At 68.9% G+C, this 20,311-nt stretch carries 20 protein-coding genes; 8 read left to right on the top strand and 12 right to left on the bottom strand.

The window, feature by feature from the left end:
• The first annotated feature begins 296 nt into the window (after window positions 1–296).
• From sigE to DFJ65_RS15110, 3 genes are read left to right on the top strand one after another with little or no spacing between them, the layout of a single operon-like run.
• A complete protein-coding gene (sigE, locus tag DFJ65_RS15120; protein WP_425453033.1) occupies window positions 297–965 on the top strand; it encodes an RNA polymerase sigma factor SigE in 669 nt (222 codons plus the stop codon).
• Window positions 962–1,453: an anti-sigma factor family protein gene (locus DFJ65_RS15115; RefSeq protein WP_115923731.1), complete on the top strand. Its 492-nt coding sequence runs from the start codon at window positions 962–964 to the stop codon at window positions 1,451–1,453. Before sigE ends, DFJ65_RS15115 begins: the two co-directional genes overlap by 4 nt.
• Before the next feature lie 60 nt (window positions 1,454–1,513).
• A complete protein-coding gene (locus DFJ65_RS15110) occupies window positions 1,514–2,782 on the top strand; it encodes a trypsin-like peptidase domain-containing protein (RefSeq protein WP_115923730.1) in 1,269 nt (422 codons plus the stop codon).
• 125 nt (window positions 2,783–2,907) lie between these two features.
• Here DFJ65_RS15110 and DFJ65_RS15105 read toward each other — a convergent pair whose 3' ends face one another.
• The 7 genes from DFJ65_RS15105 to DFJ65_RS15075 form a co-directional block, all read right to left on the bottom strand.
• Entirely contained in the window at window positions 2,908–3,285 is a 378-nt protein-coding gene (locus DFJ65_RS15105) for a twin-arginine translocase TatA/TatE family subunit (protein ID WP_115923729.1), read from the bottom strand.
• An 85-nt stretch (window positions 3,286–3,370) separates the two neighbouring features.
• Complete coding sequence (locus DFJ65_RS15100; protein ID WP_115924371.1) at window positions 3,371–4,507, bottom strand: Mrp/NBP35 family ATP-binding protein; 1,137 nt, start codon at window positions 4,505–4,507, stop codon at window positions 3,371–3,373.
• A gap of 109 nt (window positions 4,508–4,616) precedes the next feature.
• Window positions 4,617–5,252, bottom strand: a complete 636-nt coding sequence (locus tag DFJ65_RS15095) for a DUF1003 domain-containing protein (protein ID WP_115923728.1) — start codon at window positions 5,250–5,252, stop codon at window positions 4,617–4,619.
• Window positions 5,249–6,583 carry a magnesium transporter MgtE N-terminal domain-containing protein gene (locus tag DFJ65_RS15090; RefSeq protein WP_115923727.1) on the bottom strand — a complete coding sequence of 445 codons (1,335 nt, stop codon included), beginning with the start codon at window positions 6,581–6,583 and terminating at the stop codon, window positions 5,249–5,251. Before DFJ65_RS15090 ends, DFJ65_RS15095 begins: the two co-directional genes overlap by 4 nt.
• Window positions 6,584–6,621: 38 nt before the next feature.
• Window positions 6,622–7,098, bottom strand: a complete 477-nt coding sequence (locus DFJ65_RS15085; RefSeq protein ID WP_115923726.1) for a hypothetical protein — start codon at window positions 7,096–7,098, stop codon at window positions 6,622–6,624.
• A gap of 51 nt (window positions 7,099–7,149) precedes the next feature.
• Window positions 7,150–8,805, bottom strand: a complete 1,656-nt coding sequence (locus DFJ65_RS15080; protein ID WP_245950316.1) for an AMP-binding protein — start codon at window positions 8,803–8,805, stop codon at window positions 7,150–7,152.
• Complete coding sequence (locus DFJ65_RS15075) at window positions 8,802–9,755, bottom strand: cyclase family protein (RefSeq protein WP_115923725.1); 954 nt, start codon at window positions 9,753–9,755, stop codon at window positions 8,802–8,804. Before DFJ65_RS15075 ends, DFJ65_RS15080 begins: the two co-directional genes overlap by 4 nt.
• Window positions 9,756–9,953: 198 nt before the next feature.
• Between DFJ65_RS15075 and DFJ65_RS15070 the strand changes: the two genes are divergently transcribed.
• Both DFJ65_RS15070 and DFJ65_RS15065 read left to right on the top strand, forming a co-directional pair.
• Window positions 9,954–10,868 carry a TetR-type transcription factor C-terminal domain-containing protein gene (locus DFJ65_RS15070; protein ID WP_115923724.1) on the top strand — a complete coding sequence of 305 codons (915 nt, stop codon included), beginning with the start codon at window positions 9,954–9,956 and terminating at the stop codon, window positions 10,866–10,868.
• Window positions 10,868–12,169, top strand: coding sequence for a hydroxyacid-oxoacid transhydrogenase (locus DFJ65_RS15065; RefSeq protein WP_115923723.1), 1,302 nt, complete (start codon window positions 10,868–10,870; stop codon window positions 12,167–12,169). Before DFJ65_RS15070 ends, DFJ65_RS15065 begins: the two co-directional genes overlap by 1 nt.
• Window positions 12,170–12,541: 372 nt before the next feature.
• On the opposite strand, the gene DFJ65_RS15060 is transcribed toward DFJ65_RS15065, so the two are convergent.
• Window positions 12,542–14,032 carry an aminopeptidase P family protein gene (locus DFJ65_RS15060; RefSeq protein ID WP_115923722.1) on the bottom strand — a complete coding sequence of 497 codons (1,491 nt, stop codon included), beginning with the start codon at window positions 14,030–14,032 and terminating at the stop codon, window positions 12,542–12,544.
• A gap of 27 nt (window positions 14,033–14,059) precedes the next feature.
• Entirely contained in the window at window positions 14,060–14,467 is a 408-nt protein-coding gene (locus tag DFJ65_RS17580; protein ID WP_170144117.1) for a DcrB/PsbP domain-containing protein, read from the bottom strand.
• 13 nt (window positions 14,468–14,480) lie between these two features.
• Here DFJ65_RS17580 and DFJ65_RS17575 point away from each other — a divergent pair, with 13 nt between their 5' ends.
• The gene (locus DFJ65_RS17575) at window positions 14,481–14,660 is read left to right on the top strand and encodes a hypothetical protein (protein ID WP_170144116.1); all 180 of its coding nucleotides are present in this window, start codon (window positions 14,481–14,483) and stop codon (window positions 14,658–14,660) included.
• A gap of 129 nt (window positions 14,661–14,789) precedes the next feature.
• Here DFJ65_RS17575 and DFJ65_RS15050 read toward each other — a convergent pair whose 3' ends face one another.
• Window positions 14,790–15,263, bottom strand: coding sequence for a hypothetical protein (locus DFJ65_RS15050; protein WP_147301415.1), 474 nt, complete (start codon window positions 15,261–15,263; stop codon window positions 14,790–14,792).
• A 199-nt stretch (window positions 15,264–15,462) separates the two neighbouring features.
• Here DFJ65_RS15050 and DFJ65_RS15045 point away from each other — a divergent pair, with 199 nt between their 5' ends.
• Complete coding sequence (locus DFJ65_RS15045) at window positions 15,463–16,359, top strand: PHP domain-containing protein (RefSeq protein ID WP_115923719.1); 897 nt, start codon at window positions 15,463–15,465, stop codon at window positions 16,357–16,359.
• A gap of 182 nt (window positions 16,360–16,541) precedes the next feature.
• Here the strand turns inward: DFJ65_RS15045 and DFJ65_RS18155 are convergent, their stop codons facing one another.
• Together DFJ65_RS18155 and DFJ65_RS15035 are read right to left on the bottom strand one after the other, a co-directional pair.
• Window positions 16,542–17,615, bottom strand: coding sequence for a response regulator transcription factor (locus DFJ65_RS18155; protein ID WP_115923718.1), 1,074 nt, complete (start codon window positions 17,613–17,615; stop codon window positions 16,542–16,544).
• The gene (locus tag DFJ65_RS15035) at window positions 17,612–19,225 is read right to left on the bottom strand and encodes a DEAD/DEAH box helicase (protein ID WP_115923717.1); all 1,614 of its coding nucleotides are present in this window, start codon (window positions 19,223–19,225) and stop codon (window positions 17,612–17,614) included. The genes DFJ65_RS18155 and DFJ65_RS15035 overlap by 4 nt, the downstream gene beginning before the upstream one ends.
• A 219-nt stretch (window positions 19,226–19,444) precedes the next feature.
• Between DFJ65_RS15035 and DFJ65_RS15030 the strand changes: the two genes are divergently transcribed.
• Window positions 19,445–20,272: a ferritin-like fold-containing protein gene (locus DFJ65_RS15030; protein WP_115923716.1), complete on the top strand. Its 828-nt coding sequence runs from the start codon at window positions 19,445–19,447 to the stop codon at window positions 20,270–20,272.
• Window positions 20,273–20,311: the final 39 nt, after the last annotated feature.

Raw genomic sequence — 20,311 nt, 5'->3', positions numbered from 1 at the left:
GGCGCAGTCGTGCGAAAATAAGCCGTCCGGGAATGCCTGAAGGCAGTTCGCGGACGGGGGAAACAATCCGGTGGTGCTGATCGTTGAACCGATCGACGTCCTGCGACGTCTCAACGGTTCGACCTGTCGACACCGCCGGCACTAGTGCACCGAGCCGTCATCGCTGGCACACAGCAGATGCACAGGTAAAGGTGCAACGGTGAAACGGTGAACGGCACAACCGGGGGACCAGCATGACGATCGAGACGAACATGACGAACGAACAGACGATGACGACGAAGACGCCCGAGAGGACGATGGTGAAGCGAACCAAGACGGTGGTTCCCGACGAGGTGCCGGCCGGCTGGCAGCCGCCCACCTGGGAGGAGATCGTCACCGAACACTCGGCACGCGTCTACCGCCTGGCCTACCGCCTGACCGGCAATGTGCACGACGCCGAAGACCTCACCCACGATGTGTTCGTGCGGGTGTTCCGTTCGCTCGGTTCGTACCGTCCGGGCACCTTCGAGGGCTGGCTGCACCGCATCACCACCAACGTCTTCCTCGACAAGATGCGCCGCAAGCAGCGCATCCGCTTCGACGCGCTGTCCGACGACGCCGCCGCGCGTCTGGTCAGCCGCTCGGGCAGCCCCGAGCAGATCTACGCCGACGCCCACTTCGACGACGACATCCAGCACGCGCTCGACGCGTTGTCGCCCGACTTCCGTGCGGCCGTCGTGCTGTGTGACATCGAGGGGCTGTCCTATGAGGAGGTCGCCGCGACGCTCGACGTGAAGCTCGGCACCGTCCGCTCGCGCATCCACCGCGGTCGTGCCCAGTTGCGGGCGGCCCTCGCCCACCGCGACCCGTCCCAGCGTCCGGTCACCGAGCCCATCGACCGTCCGATCACCCAGCCGATCCAGACCGGTGTGCAGACCGGTGTACGCGGCCTCGGCGTCCGTCGGCCCGCGGGGGTCGGCGGATGACCTGTCCGCAGCAAGACCTGTTGGTCGACTACGTCGACGGAGTGCTCTCCCGCGACGCCTCGACCGCGCTCGAACGTCACCTCGTCGCCTGTCAGGGCTGCCGCGCGCAGGTCGCGGCGGAGCGTGAACTCATCGAGCGGATGCGCGGGGTGCCCGCGGCACCGGGGCACGGCTCCGACTTCATGGCCGGGCTGCTCAGCCTGGGCGACCTCCCCACCGAGCCGATGCCGGTGCGGCGGGCGCACACCAACGCGCCGGCGACGCTGTCCAGCCACGCGCCCGCGCAGTACGTCTCCGCCCGTAAGCCGGTCGGCATCGCCGCGCTCGCGGTGGTCGGGTGCATCGGCGCCGCCGTGGTCGCGATCCACGTCCCGGCCGACGCCACCCAGACCCGGCTGCCGACGATGCGGTCGCAGACCGTGCAGCAGCAGCCGGCCGCGCGGGTCATCGGGTTCGAACCCGCCGCGCCCAACCCGAACCGGCCCTGATCACGGGCCGCCGCCTCCGACCGGCAACCTTCGTTGCCACAATGGCGCACAATGACGCCCATGTCGCAGCCACCCCTCGACCCGTTCGGCCCCGCTTCCGGCGGGCCCGGCCGACGCCTGCCCGGACGCGGTGGGCTGCCGACGGCTGCGGCCACCGATCCCTTCGGCGCGGGTCCGCGGGACCAACTGCGTGACCAACCCCAACGGCCGGCTGCGCCGTCCGGCCCGGCTGTTGCGCCTGCGTCCGCCGGCCCGAATCCGGGCGCACCGGTACAGACCCCGCCGCGCGGACGATCACGCGCCGGGTTGATCGCTGCCGTGGCGGCCGCCGCGTTGCTGTTCGGCGGCGTCGGCGGTTACGCGGGGTCGCAGCTGGCAGACCACTCGCACTCGACCGGCACCGGCGACACCGACGGGGTGGAGGCGATCGCCGCGAAGGCGCTGCCCAGCGTGGTGACCATCCGGATCAGCAGTTCGTCGGGCAGCCCGCTCGGCACCGGCTCCGGTTTCGTGCTGCGCGCCGACGGCTACATCGTCACCAATAACCACGTGGCCGCGGCCGGCGGCAGTGGCAGCCAGTTGAAGGTGCTGTTCTCCGACGAGTCGGAGGCCGACGCGAAGCTGGTCGGCACCTCACCGACCTACGACCTCGCAGTGCTCAAGGTCGAGCGCACCGGGCTGCCTGCGCTCACCCTCGCCGACTCCGGGCAACTGAAGGTCGGCCAGTCGGTCATCGCCGTCGGTGCCCCGCTCGGACTCACCGGCTCGGTCACCACCGGCATCGTCAGCGCCCTCAACCGTCCTGTCGTCACCGGCGGCGACTCCACCAGTGGCTCGAGCACGGGCTCGTCCGACCAGTCGTACATGAACGCGATCCAGACCGATGCCGCGATCAACCAGGGCAACTCCGGTGGACCGTTGCTCGACCTGCAGGGCAGGGTCGTCGGCGTCAATTCCGCCATCTACTCCTCGCGCAACGGCGGCAGCATCGGGCTCGGTTTCGCGATTCCGGCCGACCAGGTGCGCCGCACCACCGACCAGTTGATCCGCACCGGCAAGGCGGAGTATCCCGTCATCGGGCTCGACTTCGACCCCAACTACACCGGCACCGGCGTCAAGGTGTCCCGCGTCGTCGACGGTGGCCCGGCCGCCAAGGCCGGCCTCAAGGAGGGCGACGTCATCAACTCGATCGACGGCGTGGCCACCAAGGACCCGAAGACCTACCTGGTCACGTTGCGCTCGAAGGACATCGGCCAGACCATCACCGTCGGCTACAACAGCGGCGGCAACCAGAAGTCCGTGACGATGCAGACCGCAGCAGGTAGCTGAGTCCGACAGATCGCCGGTGGTGGCACTGTCTGTACCACTACGTGAGGCTCGCGCAGGCGGGACGCCTCGTGCTCGCAGCGACGAAGGAGCAGCGAGCACGAACGGCGAAGGAGCCTGCAGAAGACTTAGGTAGCTTCGATATCGAACGGGGTGGGGCGGTCGGGGTCATAGCGCATCGGCTCCCATACCGGCGGGGCGTCCATCACCGGGTCGTGCATGCCGCCCTCGAGCTGACCGGTGGGCTCGTCCTCCTCGTCGAAGAGGGCCTGCCGCACGATCTTGCGGGGGTCGTACTGCCGCGGGTCGTACTGGCGCCAGTTGACGTCCTCGAACTCCGGCCCCATCTCGTCCTTGAGCTGGGTCTTGGCCCCTTCGGCCATGTGACGGGCCTGGCGGATCCAGCCGCGCAGCTTGGCGATGTACTCCGGCAGACGCTCGGGTCCGATCAGGAACGCCGCGAGCGCGACGAGGATGACGAACTCCCATGGTTCGATGCCGAACACTGCGCTCCTCGTGCTCCGTCTGGTCTGGTCCGGGGTCGGATCGGACCAAGACTACGTCGTGCGGCTGACGGATCGGACGGAACCCTTAGCGTCCCGAGGGCGTGAGGCCGAGCGAGCGACCGGCGAGACCGCGAGCGCGCGAACCGAGGCCCTTGGCGATGCCGCGGAGCGCGACGGCGGCGGGGGAGTCGGGACGCGAGAGCACGACCGGCGCACCGGTGTCCGCTCCCTCACGCAGGGCGGTGTCGAGCGGGATCTGACCCAGGAGCTCGACCTTGGCGCCGACCGAACGGGACAGCGAGTCGGCGACCGACTGGCCACCACCGGCGCCGAAGATCTCCTGGCGCGAGCCGTCGGGCAGTTCCAGCCACGACATGTTCTCGATGACACCGGCGATGCGCTGCTTGGTCTGAAGGGCGATCGACCCGGCCCGCTCGGCCACCTCGGCGGCGGCCTGCTGCGGGGTGGTGACGACGAGGATCTCGGCGTTCGGGATGAGCTGTGCGACCGAGATCGCGATGTCGCCGGTGCCCGGCGGCAGGTCGAGCAGCAGCACGTCGAGGTCGCCCCAGAACACGTCGCCGAGGAACTGCTGCAGCGCGCGGTGCAGCATCGGGCCGCGCCAGACGACCGGCTGGTTGCCGGGCACGAACATGCCGATGGAGATGACCTTCACGTCGCCCGCGACCGGCGGCAGAATCATGTCGTCGACCTGGGTCGGCAACTGGTCGACCCCGAGCATGCGCGGCACCGAGAAGCCGTAGATGTCGGCGTCGACCACACCGACGCGCAGGCCGTTCGCGGCCATCGCAGCGGCGAGGTTGGTGGTTACCGAGCTCTTGCCGACGCCGCCCTTGCCGGAGGCGACCGCGTAGACGCGGGTCAGTGAACCCGGCTTGGCGAACGGGATCTCCTTCTCCGGGGCGCCGCCGCGCAGCGACTGACGCAGGGTCGCGCGCTGCTCGTCGTTCATCACACCGAGGCGCACCTCGACGCCGGTGACGCCGTCGACCTTCTGCACGGCGGCGGTGGTGTCGGTGGTGAGCTTGCTCTTGAGCGGGCAGCCGGAGATTGTCAGCAAGATGGTGACGCTGACGTGGCCGGAGTCGGAGATGTCGACGCTCTCCACCATCCCGAGGTCGGTGATGGGCTTGCGGATCTCGGGGTCCTCGACGGTCGCCAGGGCAGCGCGGACGGCGTCGAGTGTGGGCAGGGCAGACATGCTCTCCATGGTAGGTGGGTGACCGCGGTCACCCGGACGCGGCCGGTGCGTACACCTCGGGCACACCGGCCGGCTCCTGCCGGGCTCGCTGCGCGGCCCGCGCCGCCGACTACGCCCTGGGCGTCTCGGGTTTGGGCTGCTTGTCCTTCTTCTTGCGCGGCTTGGGCTCGTCCTCGCTCGGCGTCGCCAGCACCCCGCGCTCCTCCATCTCCTCCAGCAGGTTCCGCAGTTCGCTGCGCACGAAGTCGCGGGTTGCGGTGTCGCGCAACGCAAGTCGCAGCGACGCGACCTCGCGGGTGAGGAACTCGGTGTCGGCCAGGTTGCGTTCGTCGCGGCTCCGGTCTTGCTCGAGGGCCACCCGGTCACGGTCGTCCTGGCGGTTCTGCGCGAGCAGGATCAGCGGGGCGGCGTACGACGCCTGCAGCGACAGGATCAGCGTCAGCAGCGTGTAGTTGAGCGCGCGCGGGTCGAACTGCGCGGCGGCCGGCATGAAGGTGTTCCACGCCAGCCACAGCGCCACGAACACCGTCATGTAGATCAGGAAGGTGGGCGTGCCCATGAAGCGGGCGAACTGCTCGGACAGCACGCCGAACCGTTCGGCGTCGACGCCCGGACGCGGCAGCAACCGTTTGCGTTGCTCGCGCGGCTGGTCGAGACGCCGGCCGCTGTCGCGACGGGCGCTGCCACGCGCCTCCCGGCGCTCGTTGCGGTCGGTGCGCTCGCCGCGGTCGGTGCGTTCGCTCATGACTTGCCTCCCGCCCGGCCGATCGCTGCTCTGATCGGGCTCTCGCCCGGTGTGCGCACGTCGTGCCTGCCCTCGCGCCAGTCGTCGGGGAGGATGTGGTCGAGCACGTCGTCGACGCTGACCGCGCCGAGCAGTAGGCCGTCGCTGTCGACCACCGGCAACACCACGAGGTTGTACGTCGCGAGGGTGCGGGTGACCTCGTCGAGACGGGCGTCGACCGGGATGGCCTCGATCGTCTTGTCGACGGCCATGCCGACGGAGGTGTGCGGCGGTTCGCGCAGCAGGCGCTGGGCGTGCACCAGACCGATGAAGCGTCCGGTCGGGGTCTCCAGCGGCGGCCGGCAGACGAACACCGCCGAGGCCAGCGCCGGCGCGAGTTCCTCGCGCCGGATCATCGCCAGCGCCTCGGCGATCGTCGCCTCGGGGCCGAGGATCACCGGCTCGGTGGTCATCATGCCGCCGGCGGTGTTCTCCTCGTACGTCATCAACCGGCGCAGCGGCGCGGCCTCGTCGGGCTCCATCAACTGCAGCAGGGTCTCGGCCTGGTCGGGTGGGAGGTCGGCGAGCAGGTCGGCGGCGTCGTCGGGTTCCATCGCCTCGAGCACGTCGGCGGCGCGGTTGGTGTCGAGTCCGGCGATGATCTCGACCTGGTCCTCCTCGGGCAGTTCCTCGAGGATGTCGGCGAGGCGGCCGTCGTCGAGCGCGGCGGCGACCTCGGCCCGACGCTTGGGGTTGAGGTCGTGGATGACCTCGGCGAGGTCGGCGACCCGCAGGTCGTCGTAGGTCTCCAGCAGTCGCTCGGCGCTCTGCGCCTCGGTCTCCCGCTGCAGACCCTGCACCTGATCGAGATCGACGAGGGTGGTTTTGCCGGCCCGGCGCCGGATCAGTCGCGACACGCCCCGAGGGCTCGATGCTTCGGGCGAACTCTGTTGCCGCACATAGACCTTCGCGAGCACCCAGTCGCGCCGGGCGTTGCGGGCGATCGCGATGTCCTCGACCGTGGCGGGATAGGTCTGGTCGGGCTCGACGACCGTGACCGGGCGGTCGAACATCTCGGCGAGCACGAGGGTTTCGGTGGCTCGCTGCTCGAACCGGCGCATGTTGACCAGGCCCGTGCTGATCACGGCGGCCGGGTCGATGTTCGTCACGCGGGTCATCGGCAGGAAGACGCGTTTCTTGCCGGGCACCTCGATGACGAGCCCGATGGCGCGCGGGTGGCGTCCGGTGAAGGTGACGACGACGTCACGCACCAGACCGACCCGGTCGCCCAACGGGTCGAGCACGGTCAGGCCGGCGATTCTCGACACGAAGATGCGGGTGCTCACGAGGATTCAGCCTATTGCCCCGGTGGTTGATCGGCGTGCGCGGCTCAGCCCCGCCGACGCAGCCGACCGAGGTGGCGCGGCAACCGCGTGTTGGTGGTCGCCGAGGTGGGCCACGGTTGGTGCGCGCCGGAGGGTTCGTCGGACGCCGGCGGCGACTGTGGCGCGTCGGTGTCGACGTCGATCGCCCACACCGACGCGCTGGCCTTCCAGCGGTCGAGCACGGCCTCGCCGGGTGCTCCCTGCCGGGCGGCCATCAATGCGGTGATCGCGGTCTCCCAGGCGGGCACCCCGGGATGGAGCCGGAAAGCCTTCGCCGGCACCGGCCCGACCCGGGCGTGGGTGTCCTTGGTGCGCAGGATCACCTGGATCTCGTGCGGCAGCACCGGAAGCTCCTGCTCGCCGCTGCCGCTGACCACGTAGAGCCGCTCGCCGTCTACGGCATGCCAGACCGGCCAGGGACGGTCGTCGACCACCAGCCAGCTCACGGCGGACCGGGGGAGGGCAGCGCGCACGTCCTTCACAGCGCCGACTCTACCGATCCGGCCGCGAGCCGGCCCCGTGTGAGCCTCGTGTCAGCCGCGCAGCTGACGGCGCAGGATCTTTCCGGTGGTGGTCTTGGGCAGTTCGTCGAGCATTTCGACCTGCCGCGGGTACTTGTAGGCGGCCATCCGTTCCTTGCAGAACGCGACTAACTCCTCGGGCGTGGCCTGCTCGCCCGGCGCCAGCGATACGAAAGCCTTGACCGTCTCGCCGCGGTATTCGTCGGGGATGCCGACGACGGCGACTTCGCGCACCGCAGGGTGGGTGTAGAGCACGTCCTCGACCTCGCGCGGCCACACCTTGTAACCGGCCGCGTTGATCATGTCCTTCTTCCGGTCGACCAGGTAGAACCAGCCGTCGGCGTCCATGAACCCGACGTCGCCGGTGCGCAGTTCGCCGCCGGGCAACGACTCCGCGGTGGCGTCCGGCTTGTTCCAGTAGCCCGGAATGACCTGCGGGCCGCTGGTGCAGATCTCACCGACCTCGCCGACCGGCAGCTCGTTGCCACTTTCATCGAGGATGCGAACAACGGTGTCGTACACCGGAACTCCTGCCGCCAGCGCGCCCGAGTCGGGGTCGACCGGGGCGCGGGCCCCGGCCGGCACGAGGTGCGACGGCGAACTCGTCTCGGTGAGCCCGTACGCGTTGTGGATGTAGTGCCCGGTGAGCTTCTCGAACCGTTCAGCGACCGCCGGTGCGATGGGCGCACCACCGGAGTAGATCAGCCGGAACGAGGAGAAGTCGTCGGCGCTGACCCCCGGGGTGGAGCTCAACGCGATGAAGACGGTGATCGATCCGATGGTGAACGTCGGACGATGCTCGCGCAGGATGTCGAGCACGACATTCGGCTCGAACCGATAACCGAGCACCAGCGGACACTGCGCCACGATCGCCGCGCAGATGTGACCGACCAGACCGGTGATGTGGAACAGCGGCGCGACGCCGAGCACCCGATCGTCGCGGGTCAGGTGGGTCCACCGTTCGTAGGTGGTGCCGTTGAACGCAAGGTTGGCGTGGGTGTTCATGCCGCCCTTGGGTACGCCCGTTGTTCCGGAGGTGTAGGTGAGCACCGCGACGTCGTCCGGCCCCGGCGTGTGTTCGGCCACCCTGCCCGCCGGGGCATCGGCGGTGATCGCCGCCAGCGCCGTCGTTCCCTCGGGCGTGGTGTTCCGGCGGACGCCGGCGAACAGTCGTTCGTCGTCGCGGGTCTGCTCGTCGAGTGGGTTGACCGTTACGACGGTCTTGACCGCGGTGGCGCCGCCGGCCAGGACGGCCGCCGCCACATCGGTGTAGAGGTCGTCGTGACACAGCAGCGCCACGGCGCCGGAGTCGGGTAGCAGGTACTCGAGTTCGTGAGCCTTGCTCATCGGGTTGATCGCCACCGCGATGCCGCCCGCCTTCCACGCAGCTACCAGACCGATGACGTAGGCCGGGTGATTCTGTAGGTAGAGCGCCATCCGGTCGCCGACGCCGAATCCGTTGTCCTGCAGGTGTTTTGCAAGCGCCTCGGCGCGGTCGTCGATCTCCCGCCACGACAGGGTGCGGTCGAAGTACAGGATCGCCGCAGCACTCGGATCGTTCGCGACGGCGGCCCGCCACAGCGACAGCATGTCCGGCTGCACGGGGTCGATGTGCAGCGGTTGCCCGGCTTCGTAGCGGGCCGCCCAGGGGTAGGTCTGCTCGGTCACTTGATTGCGATGGGATTGACCGGCGAACCGGTGGCGCGGTGCACCTTCAGCGGTGCTGCGGTGTACAGGAAGGTGTACTGGGAGTCGTCGGCGCTGGATGCGGCGAGCGTCTCGAGGTCGCAGATCTCGGTGAGCGTGACGCCTAGGTTGCGCATGAGCGCGTTGTGCAGCACGAGCGCGACGCCGTTGTTGGGGTCGGTGGTGACCTCGTTGGCGATCGTATCGGTGACCAGGTTGGGGATCTCCATGTCCTGGAACCACTGCACGAGTTCGGGGGAGTACACGAGGCCGGGCTCGTTGAAGCCGTCGTAGAAGGCGTCGCCCTCCTCGAAGAAGCGCTGCAGGAAGTTGGTGCGGATCACGAGGATGTCGTGCTTCTCGATCGTCACGCCCTGCTGCTCGGCGCAGGCCAGCAGATCCTCGTGGGTGAAGGTCTCGCCCTTGTCGAGTGCGTCCTTGCCGCGGAAGCGGGCCATGTCGAGCAGCACGCCGCGCCCGACCACACCGCGCTGCGCGATCGGCTCGACGCTGGCCTTGTCCATGCCGCCGACCGTGGTGCGGGCGTCGTAGCCGTTCCAGAGCTTGCCGCCGTACCAGACGTGGCCGAGCGCGTCGTACTGCGTGGAGCCCTGCAGGAACGCGTTGATCTTGTCGTCGGCGTAGTGCAGGCCGCCCGGGAACTGCGGTGCGTCGTCGCTGTCCCAGGTGGATTCGTCGAGGATCATCGTGCGCTCGGCGGGCGCGCGGCCGGGCCAGACGGGGTCGCCCTTCGGGTCGTTGATCAGGCGCTGCAGCGTGTGCACCTCACCCTTGCTCACCGAGTCGATGCCGCGCAGCACCTCCTGGCTGGTGAGGTAATTCAGCGAACCGACCTCGTCGTCCGGCCCCCACTTGCCCCAGTTCGAGGGCGCATCCTTGAGCAGTTCTTCCAGGCTGATGGCATCGGCCATGACTCCACCTCCGCAAATGGTCGACCGAGCGCTCGCTCGGGCGAGATTGATCGATGTGTGACCACAGTCACAGCACGGATCGCGCCTGTCAAGGTGCGGTCTCACGAATCATTCCGGGGAACTCCCCGGTGGATCGGGACGTTCGGCCGGTCACTCGAGGGGGTTCCACGACCGCGACTGTTCGCCTAGGCTGAACGCATGGCACTTTCCTTCGACCCGCCGCCGGTGGGCCGGTCGATCCGGATGCACCGGGAGCGGCGAGGGCTGACGCTGCGCGGCCTGGCAGCCCGGCTCGAGGTCAGTGCGGGCACGTTGAGTGCGATCGAGAACGGCACGACGTCGCTGTCGGTCGAGCGGCTGTGCGGCATCGCCCAGGAACTCGACCTGCCCCCGCAGGCGCTGCTCGTTGTGCCCGACGAGGGCGGTCGCGCACCGGCGTCCGCCTCCGCCGGGGCGCGGGGTGACTGGCGCGAATTCGCCGAGCTCACCGTCGACCCGGCCCTGCGTGGCGCCATGATCGTGTTTTGCCGCAGGGGTTTTCACGGTGCCTCGATTCGGGAGATCGCCGATGCCGCCGGCCTCAGCGTGCCCGGGCTGTACCACTACCATCCGTCGAAGCTGGCGATGCTCGTCGCGCTGCTCGACCTCACGATGGACGACCTCACCTGGCGGTTGGAGGCGGTGCGGGCGGGTGTGACCGGCGACGTCGAGCGGTTGCGGATCACCGTCGAGTGTCTGGCGCTCTTCCATGCTCGCCGCCCCGGCCCGGCGTTCGTCGGCGCGAGCGAGATGCGGTCGTTTGAGCCAGGGGAGGACAAGGACCGAATCGTCCTCTCCCGCAAGCGTATTCAACAGATGTTGTATGACGACATCGCCGCGTTGGTGGGCGATCTGCCCGACGCCGGCACCCGTGTGGTCATGCTCGGCAATGCGATCTCGACGATGTGCACCTCGGTTGCGCAATGGTTCGACCCCGACGGAGCCGTCGATGCCGACCGGCTCGCCGTCCTCTATGCCGACGCGGCGGTCGCGATGTGTGCCTGTCCGCCTGCCCACGACCATGGGCGTGCCCGCGCCCGCAAGAATCCAGTTCCCGAAGGAAAGGCCTCGTGATGAGCAAGCTCGACCCGCCGCAGAATGCGGAAACCGTCTTCACCTACGGAGCGCCGCAGCTGAAGTTCGGCGCCGGTGCCGCCGACGAGATCGGCTACGACCTGAGCCTCACCGGCGCGCGCCGGGTGCTCGTGGTGACCGACCCCGGCGTCGCCCGGGCGGGTGTCGCCCAGCGGGTGGCCGACCAGATGAGCTCCTTCGGCATCGAGGCGGTCGTCTTCGAAGGCTCGCATGTCGAACCGACCGACGACTCGTTGCGGGAGGCCGTCGATTACGGCCGGCAGAACGGCCCGTGGGATGCCTTCGTCGCGGTCGGTGGCGGCTCTAGCATCGACACCGCGAAGGCGATCAACCTGCTGACTTCCAACGAGGGTGAGTTGATGGACTACATCAACGCGCCGGTCGGTGGGGGCAGGGCGCCGCAGAAGCCGCTCAAGCCACTGGTTGCCGTGCCGACCACCACCGGCACCGGCTCGGAGAGCACCACCATCTGTGTGCTCGACGTGCTGTCACTCAAGGTCAAGACCGGCATCAGCCACGCCCGGTTGCGGCCGACGATGGCGGTCATCGACCCGGTCGTCACCCTCACCCAGCCGTCCGGGGTCACCGCTGCGTCCGGCATGGACATCCTGTGTCACGCGCTGGAGTCGTACACCGCGCGCCCCTACACCTCCTACGAGCACAAGCAGCCGCAGGAGCGGGTGCCCTACTGCGGCTCGAACCCGATCGCCGACATGTGGTCGGAGAAGGCGATGACCTTGCTCGCCGGTGCCTTCCGGGTGGCCGTGCGCGAGGGCGACAACCTCGACGCCCGTGGCGACATGGCGCTCGCCGCCACCTTCGCCGGCATGGGATTCGGCAATGCCGGCGTGCACATCCCGCACGCCAACGCCTACCCGATCGCCGGACGCGTCAAGGACTTCCACCCCAAGGACTACCCCCAGGACGAAGCGATGATCCCGCACGGCATGTCGGTGTCGCTGACCGCGCCCGAGGCCTTCAGGTTCACCTTCGACGCGGCACCGGAGCGGCACCTGCACGCGGCGCGACTGCTCGCGGCCGGCGCCGACAAGAGCTACGACGGCGTGGCTGACGCCGAGTTGCTGCCGACCGTGCTGATCGACCTGATGCGCGACATCGAGATCCCCAACGGGTGCGGCGCCGTGGGCTACGACAGCGGCGACATCGCCGACCTCGTCGACGGCACGATGAAGCAGCAGCGGCTGCTGGCGACCGCGCCGAAAAAGGTCACCGAGGACGACATCGCCGCCATTTTCGAACGCAGCATGAACCTCTGGTGACGCCTGCCTGAACGGCATCGGGCCCCTCGGGAATAGATGTGGCCGAAGTCTCGTTATTTCAAGTGGAAGATTTCGATATCGAAATGTACGATAGACAACATCAGGCCACGACGAGACCCGAGGAGAGGAGGCAGCGATGCCCGGTCAGATGCCGTTCACGCGCCACCAGCTGGCGATCGTCCACGCAGCGGACGCGTACCGCACCGAAAAGACCCGCAGCCGCGTTCTGCGCGGACTGTTCAACCGCTGAGTGACCGCGCCGCCAGCACGGCGCGACCCATCGTCCGCACCGGACGGTCAGCGAAGACACCAAAGCCCTCACCGAGAACGGTGAGGGCCTTGTTGTTTTGGTGTGGCCGTGCGGGGTGCAGGTCAGCCCTGCTGCACCCGGGCGATCCAGGCCTCGACGTCGGCGCTGGTGCGCGGCATGTCGGCCGAGAGGTTCCGGTGTCCGTCGGCGGTCACCAGCACGTCGTCCTCGATGCGCACGCCGATGCCGCGCAACTCCTGCGGTATCAGCTGGTCGTCGGCCTTGAAGTACAGGCCCGGCTCGACGGTGAGGATCATGCCCGGCTGCAGTTCGGCGTCCATGTACTGCTCCTTGCGGGCGAGGGCGCAGTCGTGCACGTCGATGCCGAGGTGGTGGGAGGTGCCGTGCACCATCCACCGGCGGTGGTACTGGCCCTCTTCGACGTCGAGCGTCGTCTCGACGTCGACTCCCTCCGGCAGCAGCCCCCACTCGTAGAGGTGCTCGGCGATGACCCGAATCGCGGCGGCGTGCACGTCGCTGAACTTGTTGCCCGGCTTCACCGCCGCGATGCCGGCCTCTTGAGCGGCGAAGACCGCGTCGTAGACCTTGCGCTGGGCGTCGGAGAAGGTGCCGTTCACCGGGAGCGTGCGGGTGATGTCGGCGGTGTAGAGAGCGTCGACCTCGACCCCGGCGTCGAGCAGCAGCAGGTCGCCGTCCTTCACCTCGCCGGTGTTCTTGATCCAGTGCAGCGTGTTGGCGTGGTCGCCCGCGGCGCAGATCGAGTCGTAGCCCACGCCGTTGCCCTCATGGCGGGCGACGAGGCCGAACACACCCTCGACCCAGCGTTCGCCGCGTCCGGACTCGACGGCCCTCGGCAGGTCGGCGATGACGGCCTCGAAGCCGCGCTTGGTGGCGTCGACGGCAGACTGCATCTGGTCGATCTCCCACTCGTCCTTGACCAGTCGAAGTTCGGAGAGCGCCCGCGCCAACTCGGTGTCGAGTTCGGCGGGGTCGCGCTCGGCCTCGACGCCCGCCTCGGTGCGCACCTTGTCGACCAGTGCGGTGACGTCCTGGTCGGCATCGCGCACGACGGCCAGCGAGACGCTGCCGGCGTCCTTGGCCAGGGCGTCGGGGAGTTCGTCGATGTGTCGCGCGCTCAGACCGAGTTCGGCCTCGATGTCATCGAGCGAGGGGCGGGCCCCGACCCAGAACTCGCCGTAGCGGGAGTCGCCGAAGAATTCCTCGGTGTCGCGGCCGGCGAGAGGTCGGAAGTAGAGCACGGCCTCGTGCCCGGAGTCGGTCGGCTCGAGCACCAACACGGCGTCGGGCTCGCGGTCGCTGCCCAGGCCGGTGAGGTGCGCGAACGCGGTGTGCGGCCGGAACTGGTAGTCGCAGTCGTTGCTGCGCACCTTGAGCCCACCGGCCGGCACGACCAGTCGGTGGCCGGCGAACTCTGCGCTGACGGAATCGCGCCGGGTCGCCGCGTAGTCGGCGACCTCGGCGCGGTCGGGCGTGGTGGTGTCGCGATCGGCCCAACCGGACGCTACGAACTCACGGAAGGCCTTGCTGTTGGGGCGGCCACGATGTTCGGCTTTTTGCTGCTTCTTACTCACCCGACCATCGTCGCACGCCCCGGTAGATCACTTCGTCCAGGTCCAGGAGCCCAGGATGGAGTTCATCGTGCTGTCGGCGTTCGCCTTCTGGCTGGCCGCGCTCGTCATCGTGGCGATGTAGACCGTGCTGCCCTTCTGCACGAAGTACTGGGTCTGGGCGAGCTTGGCACCGGAGTAGGTGCGCTCCACCAAGTAGCCCTTCGCGTCTTCGCCGCCGATCTTGCGGTCGGCGACCGGGGTGACGGTAGCGCCCTGCTGGCGCATCTGGGTGGCGCCGGCGCTGGTATAGGCGCTGACGTCCTGACCGCTGGCCGCCGGGGCGCTGGTGACGTTGAGGTTGGTGAAGACACCGTCGGTCTGCGCGTCGGCCTTGATCGCCAGCGAGATCTGCGCGTTCGGCACGGACGCCTTAGACCAGCCGGACGGCTTGGTCACGTAGAACTCGCCCTTGGAGTCGGCCTCGGCACCGGCCGGCACCGAACCCGCCGAGCTGGAGGGGCTCTGCGACGTCGACGAACTGCTCGTCTCGCTCGAGGAGCTGCTGGTGGAAGTGCTCGGCTCGGAGCTGGAAGTGCTCGACTCGGTGGTCGAGGAGCTGCTCGACCCGGTACTGGTGGCCGAGCTCTGAGTCGTCGAGGAGTTGGTGTTGACGGTCACCGGGGCGTCGGACGCGCAGGAGGTCAGGGTCAGGGCAGTGGCCGCTGCAGCCACACAGATTCGCAAACGCATGTCCACAGGTTAATCCGAGGAAGGTGTGTCACCGGGGCCGCGGGGATGCGAAGTGTCGAGTGTTGTCGGGGTGCCACAGCAGCGCCGCGGCGGCGATGCCGACCACGAGCACGAGCAGCGACAGCACCGCTGACGGCACCGTCGGGTAGCCGCGGGTCAGCACACTCCACGTCTGCAGCACACAGAACAGGGTGAGGACGGTGGCCGCGATCCGGGCCCACCAGCGTCCGCGCCGGTTGAGCCAGGCCATCGCCAGCCAGATGATCGTCGCGACCACACTGCTGACGACCAGCACGATCACCATCGTCGTGGCCGCTTGGTCCATCTCGACGGCGGTCAGGCGGTCGCGGGGGTAGGTGCGGCCGTGTTCTTCGATGCCGGCCCGGATGTGGGACCGCAGCGTCAGGGCGACCAGCGCGTCGAGTGCGGACAGGGCCGCGCCGACACACATCAGCAGGACGGAGCGTCGCACCGGGGTTGGCAGAGCCAAGTCAGCAGTCATGTCGAAGGGGGTTGCAGAGGAAGTCGCAGTCGTCGTGGCTGGAATCGTGGCAGGCAGCGCCTCGGGTCGGTCGCTGCGGGTCACGTCGCTCATCCGGTCGGTCCTCAATGATCGTTCGACGGTCGGGAACAGGCTAGGACCGCGCTCCGACAGTAACGGTTCCGTCTGCGCATCGGGTGGGGATCGTTAGGCTGCCGAGGTGCGCATCGACCTGCATACCCATTCCCTGGAGTCCGACGGCACCCAGACGCCGCGGGACGTCGTCCTTTCGGCCCGACAGGCCGGCCTGGACGTCGTGGCGTTGACCGACCACGACACCACCGGTGGGTGGGAGCAGGCGCTGGCCACCGCCCGGGAGATCGGCATCGGGTTCGTGCCGGGCATCGAGATCTCCTGCGAGATCGACCACCGCAGCCTGCACCTGCTCGGCTACCTCATCGATCCCGCCGACACCGGTCTGGCGCAGGAGTTGACCAAGGCCCGTGACTCGCGCGAGTCGAGGGCGCACCGGATGGTCGAACGGCTCAGCGCCGACACCGGGTTGCAATGGGCGGACGTCGAGAAGCGGGTGACCGCGGGAGCGACGATCGGCCGTCCGCACATCGCCGACGCGCTCGTCGACATCGGCCGGGTCTGCGACCGCGCCGAGGCATTCGACAAGTACCTGCATCCCGGCACGAAGTACCACGTCGGTCACTACGCGGTCGATCCGGTGCGTGGTGTGGAACTCGTGCTGGCCGCCGGTGGGGTGCCGGTTCTCGCCCATCCCTTCTCGCACGTCACCGGCCGCGTCGTCGCCGACAGCACGGTCGAGGCCATGGTGGAAGCCGGCCTGATGGGCATCGAGGTCGACCACCGCGACCAGGGCGAGCAGGCACGCGCTCACGCCGAGCAGTTCGCGCGTCGGTACGGGTTGATCCGCACCGGCAGCAGCGACTACCACGGAGCCGGCAAGCCGAACCTGCTCGGCGAGAACACCACCGCGCCCGACCAGTTCGAACAGCTGGTGGCCCGGGCGACCGGTTCGACGCAGGTGTTTCTGCCGTCGCGGCGCCGGGGGCCCTGGGTGGCCGGGGAGAGCCCGGAAGGGACCTAGTCCCTTTCCGGCGAAGACCCCGGGAAACAGTGATAGCCAGCATCCCCCCTGCATGCTGGCTACCGCTCGGCTCGGCGTCCTCGCCCATGAAGAACGTGTTTGTCGCGCTGCCTAGTAGATATTGCCGCGATTTGTCCAACCCGCGCTATGGGACTTCGGCGTAGGGCGGCCGGGGTGGGGTCCTAGGACCCTGTGTCGGAGACCGGGCCGGCCGGTGCGGGGCCGTGCCCAAGATCGTGCCCAGGATCGTGCTCAGGTCGCTGCGCGAGCAGATCGGCCATCGCGAACACGATCGCGGATCGCTGACCGACGCCGAGCTTGCTCAGGATGTTGCCGACGTGGGTCTTGACCGTCTTCAACGAGATGCCGAGACGTTCGGCGATCTGGCCGTTCGACAACCGCTCGCTGGCGATCATCGCGGCGATCTCGTGCTCGCGTGCGGTGAGGTCGGCGCGCGGCGGGCTGATCTCCTCCAGGCCGTCGCCGGTGGTCTTCAAGGTGAGCATCCACTCGGCGAGGTCGACCTGCACCTGTTCCAGCGTCATCCGAAGCTCGCCCGACTCGCGCACCAGCGCCTCGTCCCGCAACTGTTCGGCGCGGTGCGTGAGTTCGGTGGCCCGGCGGCGGGCCCATTCCAACTGTTCGGAGACGAGCTTGAAACGCTCCTCCGGGTTGCTCGACCGGGCGCTGTTCAGCTCGGGGTGAGCGGTGTACAGCGAGTCGCCAGAAGTACCCACGTGCTGGTCACGCGCCTGCGCCAACATGAGTGCCTCGCCGAGCCACGCGGTCGCGGCCACGACCTCATCGTCGTAGACGCCGGCGGTGAGACTCTGGATGCTCATCAAGCCGACGACCTCGCCGGTGTCGGGCTCCTTCAGCGGCACGATGACCGCGTCGAGCGTGATCTCGTCCTCGTTGCCGAACAGGATGGTGCGACTCAGCAACCCACCGTCGTCCTCGGAGTAGACGTAGGGCTTGCCGCTGCTGCGCACCCAGTACGACGGTCCGCGCCGGCTGAACTTGGTGATGTCGGGCTGCAGGCTGCGGTCGTGGTCGAAGATGTACGGGATGACCAGCATGTCGTCGCCGTGGAAGAAGCCCACGTAGAAACTGTCGACCTGCGTGATGTTGTGCATCGTCATCCGGCAGATCGAGTACCGCCGCCGGCTGGAGCCGGGTTCGGACGTGCGCAGCCGGTGGTCGGCGAGTCGGAGGTGACTGACGACCCGATCGGTGAACGGCTGCGCCGCCGTCACGACGTGGCGGAGTCGTTCGAGCCGGCCGCGCCACCGCGGGTGCGACGGCGCCGACGCGGGGCACCGGACGTGGCACCCTCGCCACGTCCTTCGCCACGTCCGTCGGTGTCCTTGCGCTTCCTCTCGCCGTCCGAGCGGCCACCGCGTCCACCCGACCCGCTGCGCGTGCGACCGGAACCGCCGCGCGAACCGCCACGGGAGTCGCCACGGGATCCGTGCCCGCCCTTGCCGCGGTGGCCGGCTGCGGCGCCCACCTCGCCGAGGTCCTCGAGCTCCTCGGCGTCGAGACCGGCGCGGGTTCGTGCCGACTTCGGCAACCGGCCGGTGGCCGAAGGGTCGATGTGCAGGTCGCTGAACAGGTTGTCGGACGAGGAGTAGGTCTCGACCGGCTCGGGGATGCCGAGGTCGAGCGCCTTGTTGATCATCGTCCACCGGTGCAGGTCGTCCCAGTCGACGAAGGTGACCGCGGTGCCGGCCTGGCCGGCGCGGCCGGTGCGACCGATGCGGTGCACGTAGGTCTTCTCGTCCTCGGGGCACTGGTAGTTGATGACGTGGGTGACGTTGTCGACGTCGATGCCGCGGGCGGCGACGTCGGTGGCGACCAGCACGTCGACCTTGCCCGAGCGGAACGCGCGCAGTGCCTGCTCGCGGGCGCCCTGGCCGAGGTCTCCGTGGATGGCGGCCGCAGCGAAACCGCGGTCGGCCAGTTCGTCGGACACCTTGGCGGCGGTGCGCTTGGTGCGGCTGAAGATGATCGTGAGGCCGCGGTCCTTGGCCTGCAGGATGCGGGCGAGCATCTCGACCTTGTCGAGGGCGTGAGCGCGGTAGACGAACTGCTCCACGGCCTTCACCGTGTGGGCGTTCTCGCCCTCCTCGACCATCGCGCGGATGTGGGTGGGCTGCACCATGTAGCGGCGGGCGAGCGCCACGACCGCACCCGGCATGGTCGCCGAGAAGAGCATCGTCTGGCGCGATGCCGGGGTGAGCGCGAGGATCTTCTCGACGTCGGGCAGGAAGCCGAGGTCGAGCATCTCGTCGGCCTCGTCGAGCACGGCCACCTTCACGTGGCGCAGGTCGAGGTTGCCCCGCTGGCTGAGGTCGATGAGGCGGCCGGGCGTGCCCACGACGACCTCGGTGCCGCGCTGCAGGGCGGCGATCTGCGGTTCGTAGGCGCGGCCGCCGTAGACCGACTCGATGCGCACCTTGCGGCGGGTCGAAGCGGTCTTCAGGTCGCCGGTGACCTGCACCGCGAGCTCACGGGTGGGCACGACGACGAGAGCCTGCGGTGCGCCGGGCGAAGCGAGCGCGTCGAAGCCCTCCTCGTCGGGAGCGGTCACCTGGTGCAGCAGCGGCACACCGAAGCCGAGGGTCTTACCGGTGCCGGTCTTGGCCTGGCCGATGATGTCGTGGCCACCGAGCGCGACCGGAAGGGTCATCGCCTGGATCGGGAACGGCTTGAGGATGCCGGCGTCGGCGAGCGAGTCGACGATGCCCTGGCGCACGTCGAAGTCGGCGAACGTGGTGTCGTCGGCGGGCGGCTCGGTCTGGGCCGTCTCGACGGGTGCGTTGGTGCTGTCGACCTCGGTGAGGTCGGTGGTGAGGTCGGTCATGGGTGTCTGTGATTCCTTCGATCGGCGTCCGGCCGTGCGATCGCGAAGCGCGGCACAGGCTGCGACGTCGGCGCAGTGGGCGCCTGCTGTGGGAGCCGATCGGGAGTCTTCGCACGCGGCGTCGAAGCCGCGGATGCAGGTGGTGTAGATGTGTTCGTGCCGACCGGGCACCTGTTGTTGTCAGGGCAATGATACCGGTTGGTCGCTACGATCGCGGCCATGGCCGATGACCAGACCGCAGCAGAGCCCACCGACGTCGAACCCGACGCCACACCCGACGCCGCACCCGGCGGCTCCACCGCTGGAGCCACTGATGCCCCCGCCGATGCCCCCGCCGATGCATCGTCGCCCGGCGCGCCCGTCCAGCGCACCGAACAGGACCTGCAGGACCCCACCTTCCGATCGGGTGTCGTGTCCTTGCTGGGGATGCTCGCCTACGGCGAACTGGTGAGCTTCTTCACGGTCGTCTCGGACGCCGACCGCTCGCCGTCGACGGTGAAGAAGGTGAGTCTCACCGAGGTGGCGATCCGCGAGTTCGAGCACTACCAGCTGCTCGCGGCCCGGTTGGAGGAACTCGGCGCCAGCCCGCACCAGGCGATGGCCAAGTTCCGTCCGGCACTCGACGAGTGGCACCGCCGGTGCCAGCCGACCGACTGGTACGAGGGCCTCATGAAGGTCTACGCCGGCTCGTCGATCGCCACCGACTTCTACGCCGAGTGCGGCCGCTTCGTCGACCCGCGCACCCGCGAACTGGTCGAGCACGTGCTCGCCAACTCCACGCACTACGACTACGCCAAGCAGGAACTCGAGGCCGCGATCGAACGCGATCCGAAGCTCGCGGCCCGGATGGGGTTGTGGGGGCGCCGGATCGTCGGTGAGTCGTTGTCCCAGGCGCAGCGAGCGGCCGCCGACAACGACGAACTCACCGCGCTGATCGTCGACGACGGTTCGGGCAACGGGCTCGACCTCGCCGAACTCATGCACCTGTTCACCCGGATCACCGAGGCGCACACCCGACGGATGGCGGACCTCGGGCTATCGGCCTGACGACAAGAACCCCGCCGACCGGAGCGGTCGGCGGGGTTC

Source organism: Calidifontibacter indicus (assembly GCF_003386865.1).
In the GTDB taxonomy this organism is placed as follows: Bacteria; Actinomycetota; Actinomycetes; order Actinomycetales; family Dermatophilaceae; genus Yimella; species Yimella indica.
Note: the sequence above shows the minus strand (reverse complement) of the source record. Positions and strands in the feature narration are given on the sequence as shown.

What these genes read in the sequence shown, in the direction of transcription:
- DFJ65_RS15050 (WP_147301415.1), bottom strand. Translation starts at nt 15,263, where the DNA reads ATGACTGCTGACTTGGCTCTGCCAACCCCGGTGCGACGCTCCGTCCTG.
- DFJ65_RS15035 (WP_115923717.1), bottom strand. Translation starts at nt 19,225, where the DNA reads ATGACCGACCTCACCACCGACCTCACCGAGGTCGACAGCACCAACGCA.
- DFJ65_RS15065 (WP_115923723.1), top strand. Translation starts at nt 10,868, where the DNA reads ATGAGCAAGCTCGACCCGCCGCAGAATGCGGAAACCGTCTTCACCTAC.
- DFJ65_RS15100 (WP_115924371.1), bottom strand. Translation starts at nt 4,507, where the DNA reads ATGTCTGCCCTGCCCACACTCGACGCCGTCCGCGCTGCCCTGGCGACC.
- DFJ65_RS15110 (WP_115923730.1), top strand. Translation starts at nt 1,514, where the DNA reads ATGTCGCAGCCACCCCTCGACCCGTTCGGCCCCGCTTCCGGCGGGCCC.
- DFJ65_RS15075 (WP_115923725.1), bottom strand. Translation starts at nt 9,755, where the DNA reads ATGGCCGATGCCATCAGCCTGGAAGAACTGCTCAAGGATGCGCCCTCG.
- DFJ65_RS15115 (WP_115923731.1), top strand. Translation starts at nt 962, where the DNA reads ATGACCTGTCCGCAGCAAGACCTGTTGGTCGACTACGTCGACGGAGTG.
- DFJ65_RS15070 (WP_115923724.1), top strand. Translation starts at nt 9,954, where the DNA reads ATGGCACTTTCCTTCGACCCGCCGCCGGTGGGCCGGTCGATCCGGATG.
- sigE (WP_425453033.1), top strand. Translation starts at nt 297, where the DNA reads ATGGTGAAGCGAACCAAGACGGTGGTTCCCGACGAGGTGCCGGCCGGC.
- DFJ65_RS15030 (WP_115923716.1), top strand. Translation starts at nt 19,445, where the DNA reads ATGGCCGATGACCAGACCGCAGCAGAGCCCACCGACGTCGAACCCGAC.
- DFJ65_RS15095 (WP_115923728.1), bottom strand. Translation starts at nt 5,252, where the DNA reads ATGAGCGAACGCACCGACCGCGGCGAGCGCACCGACCGCAACGAGCGC.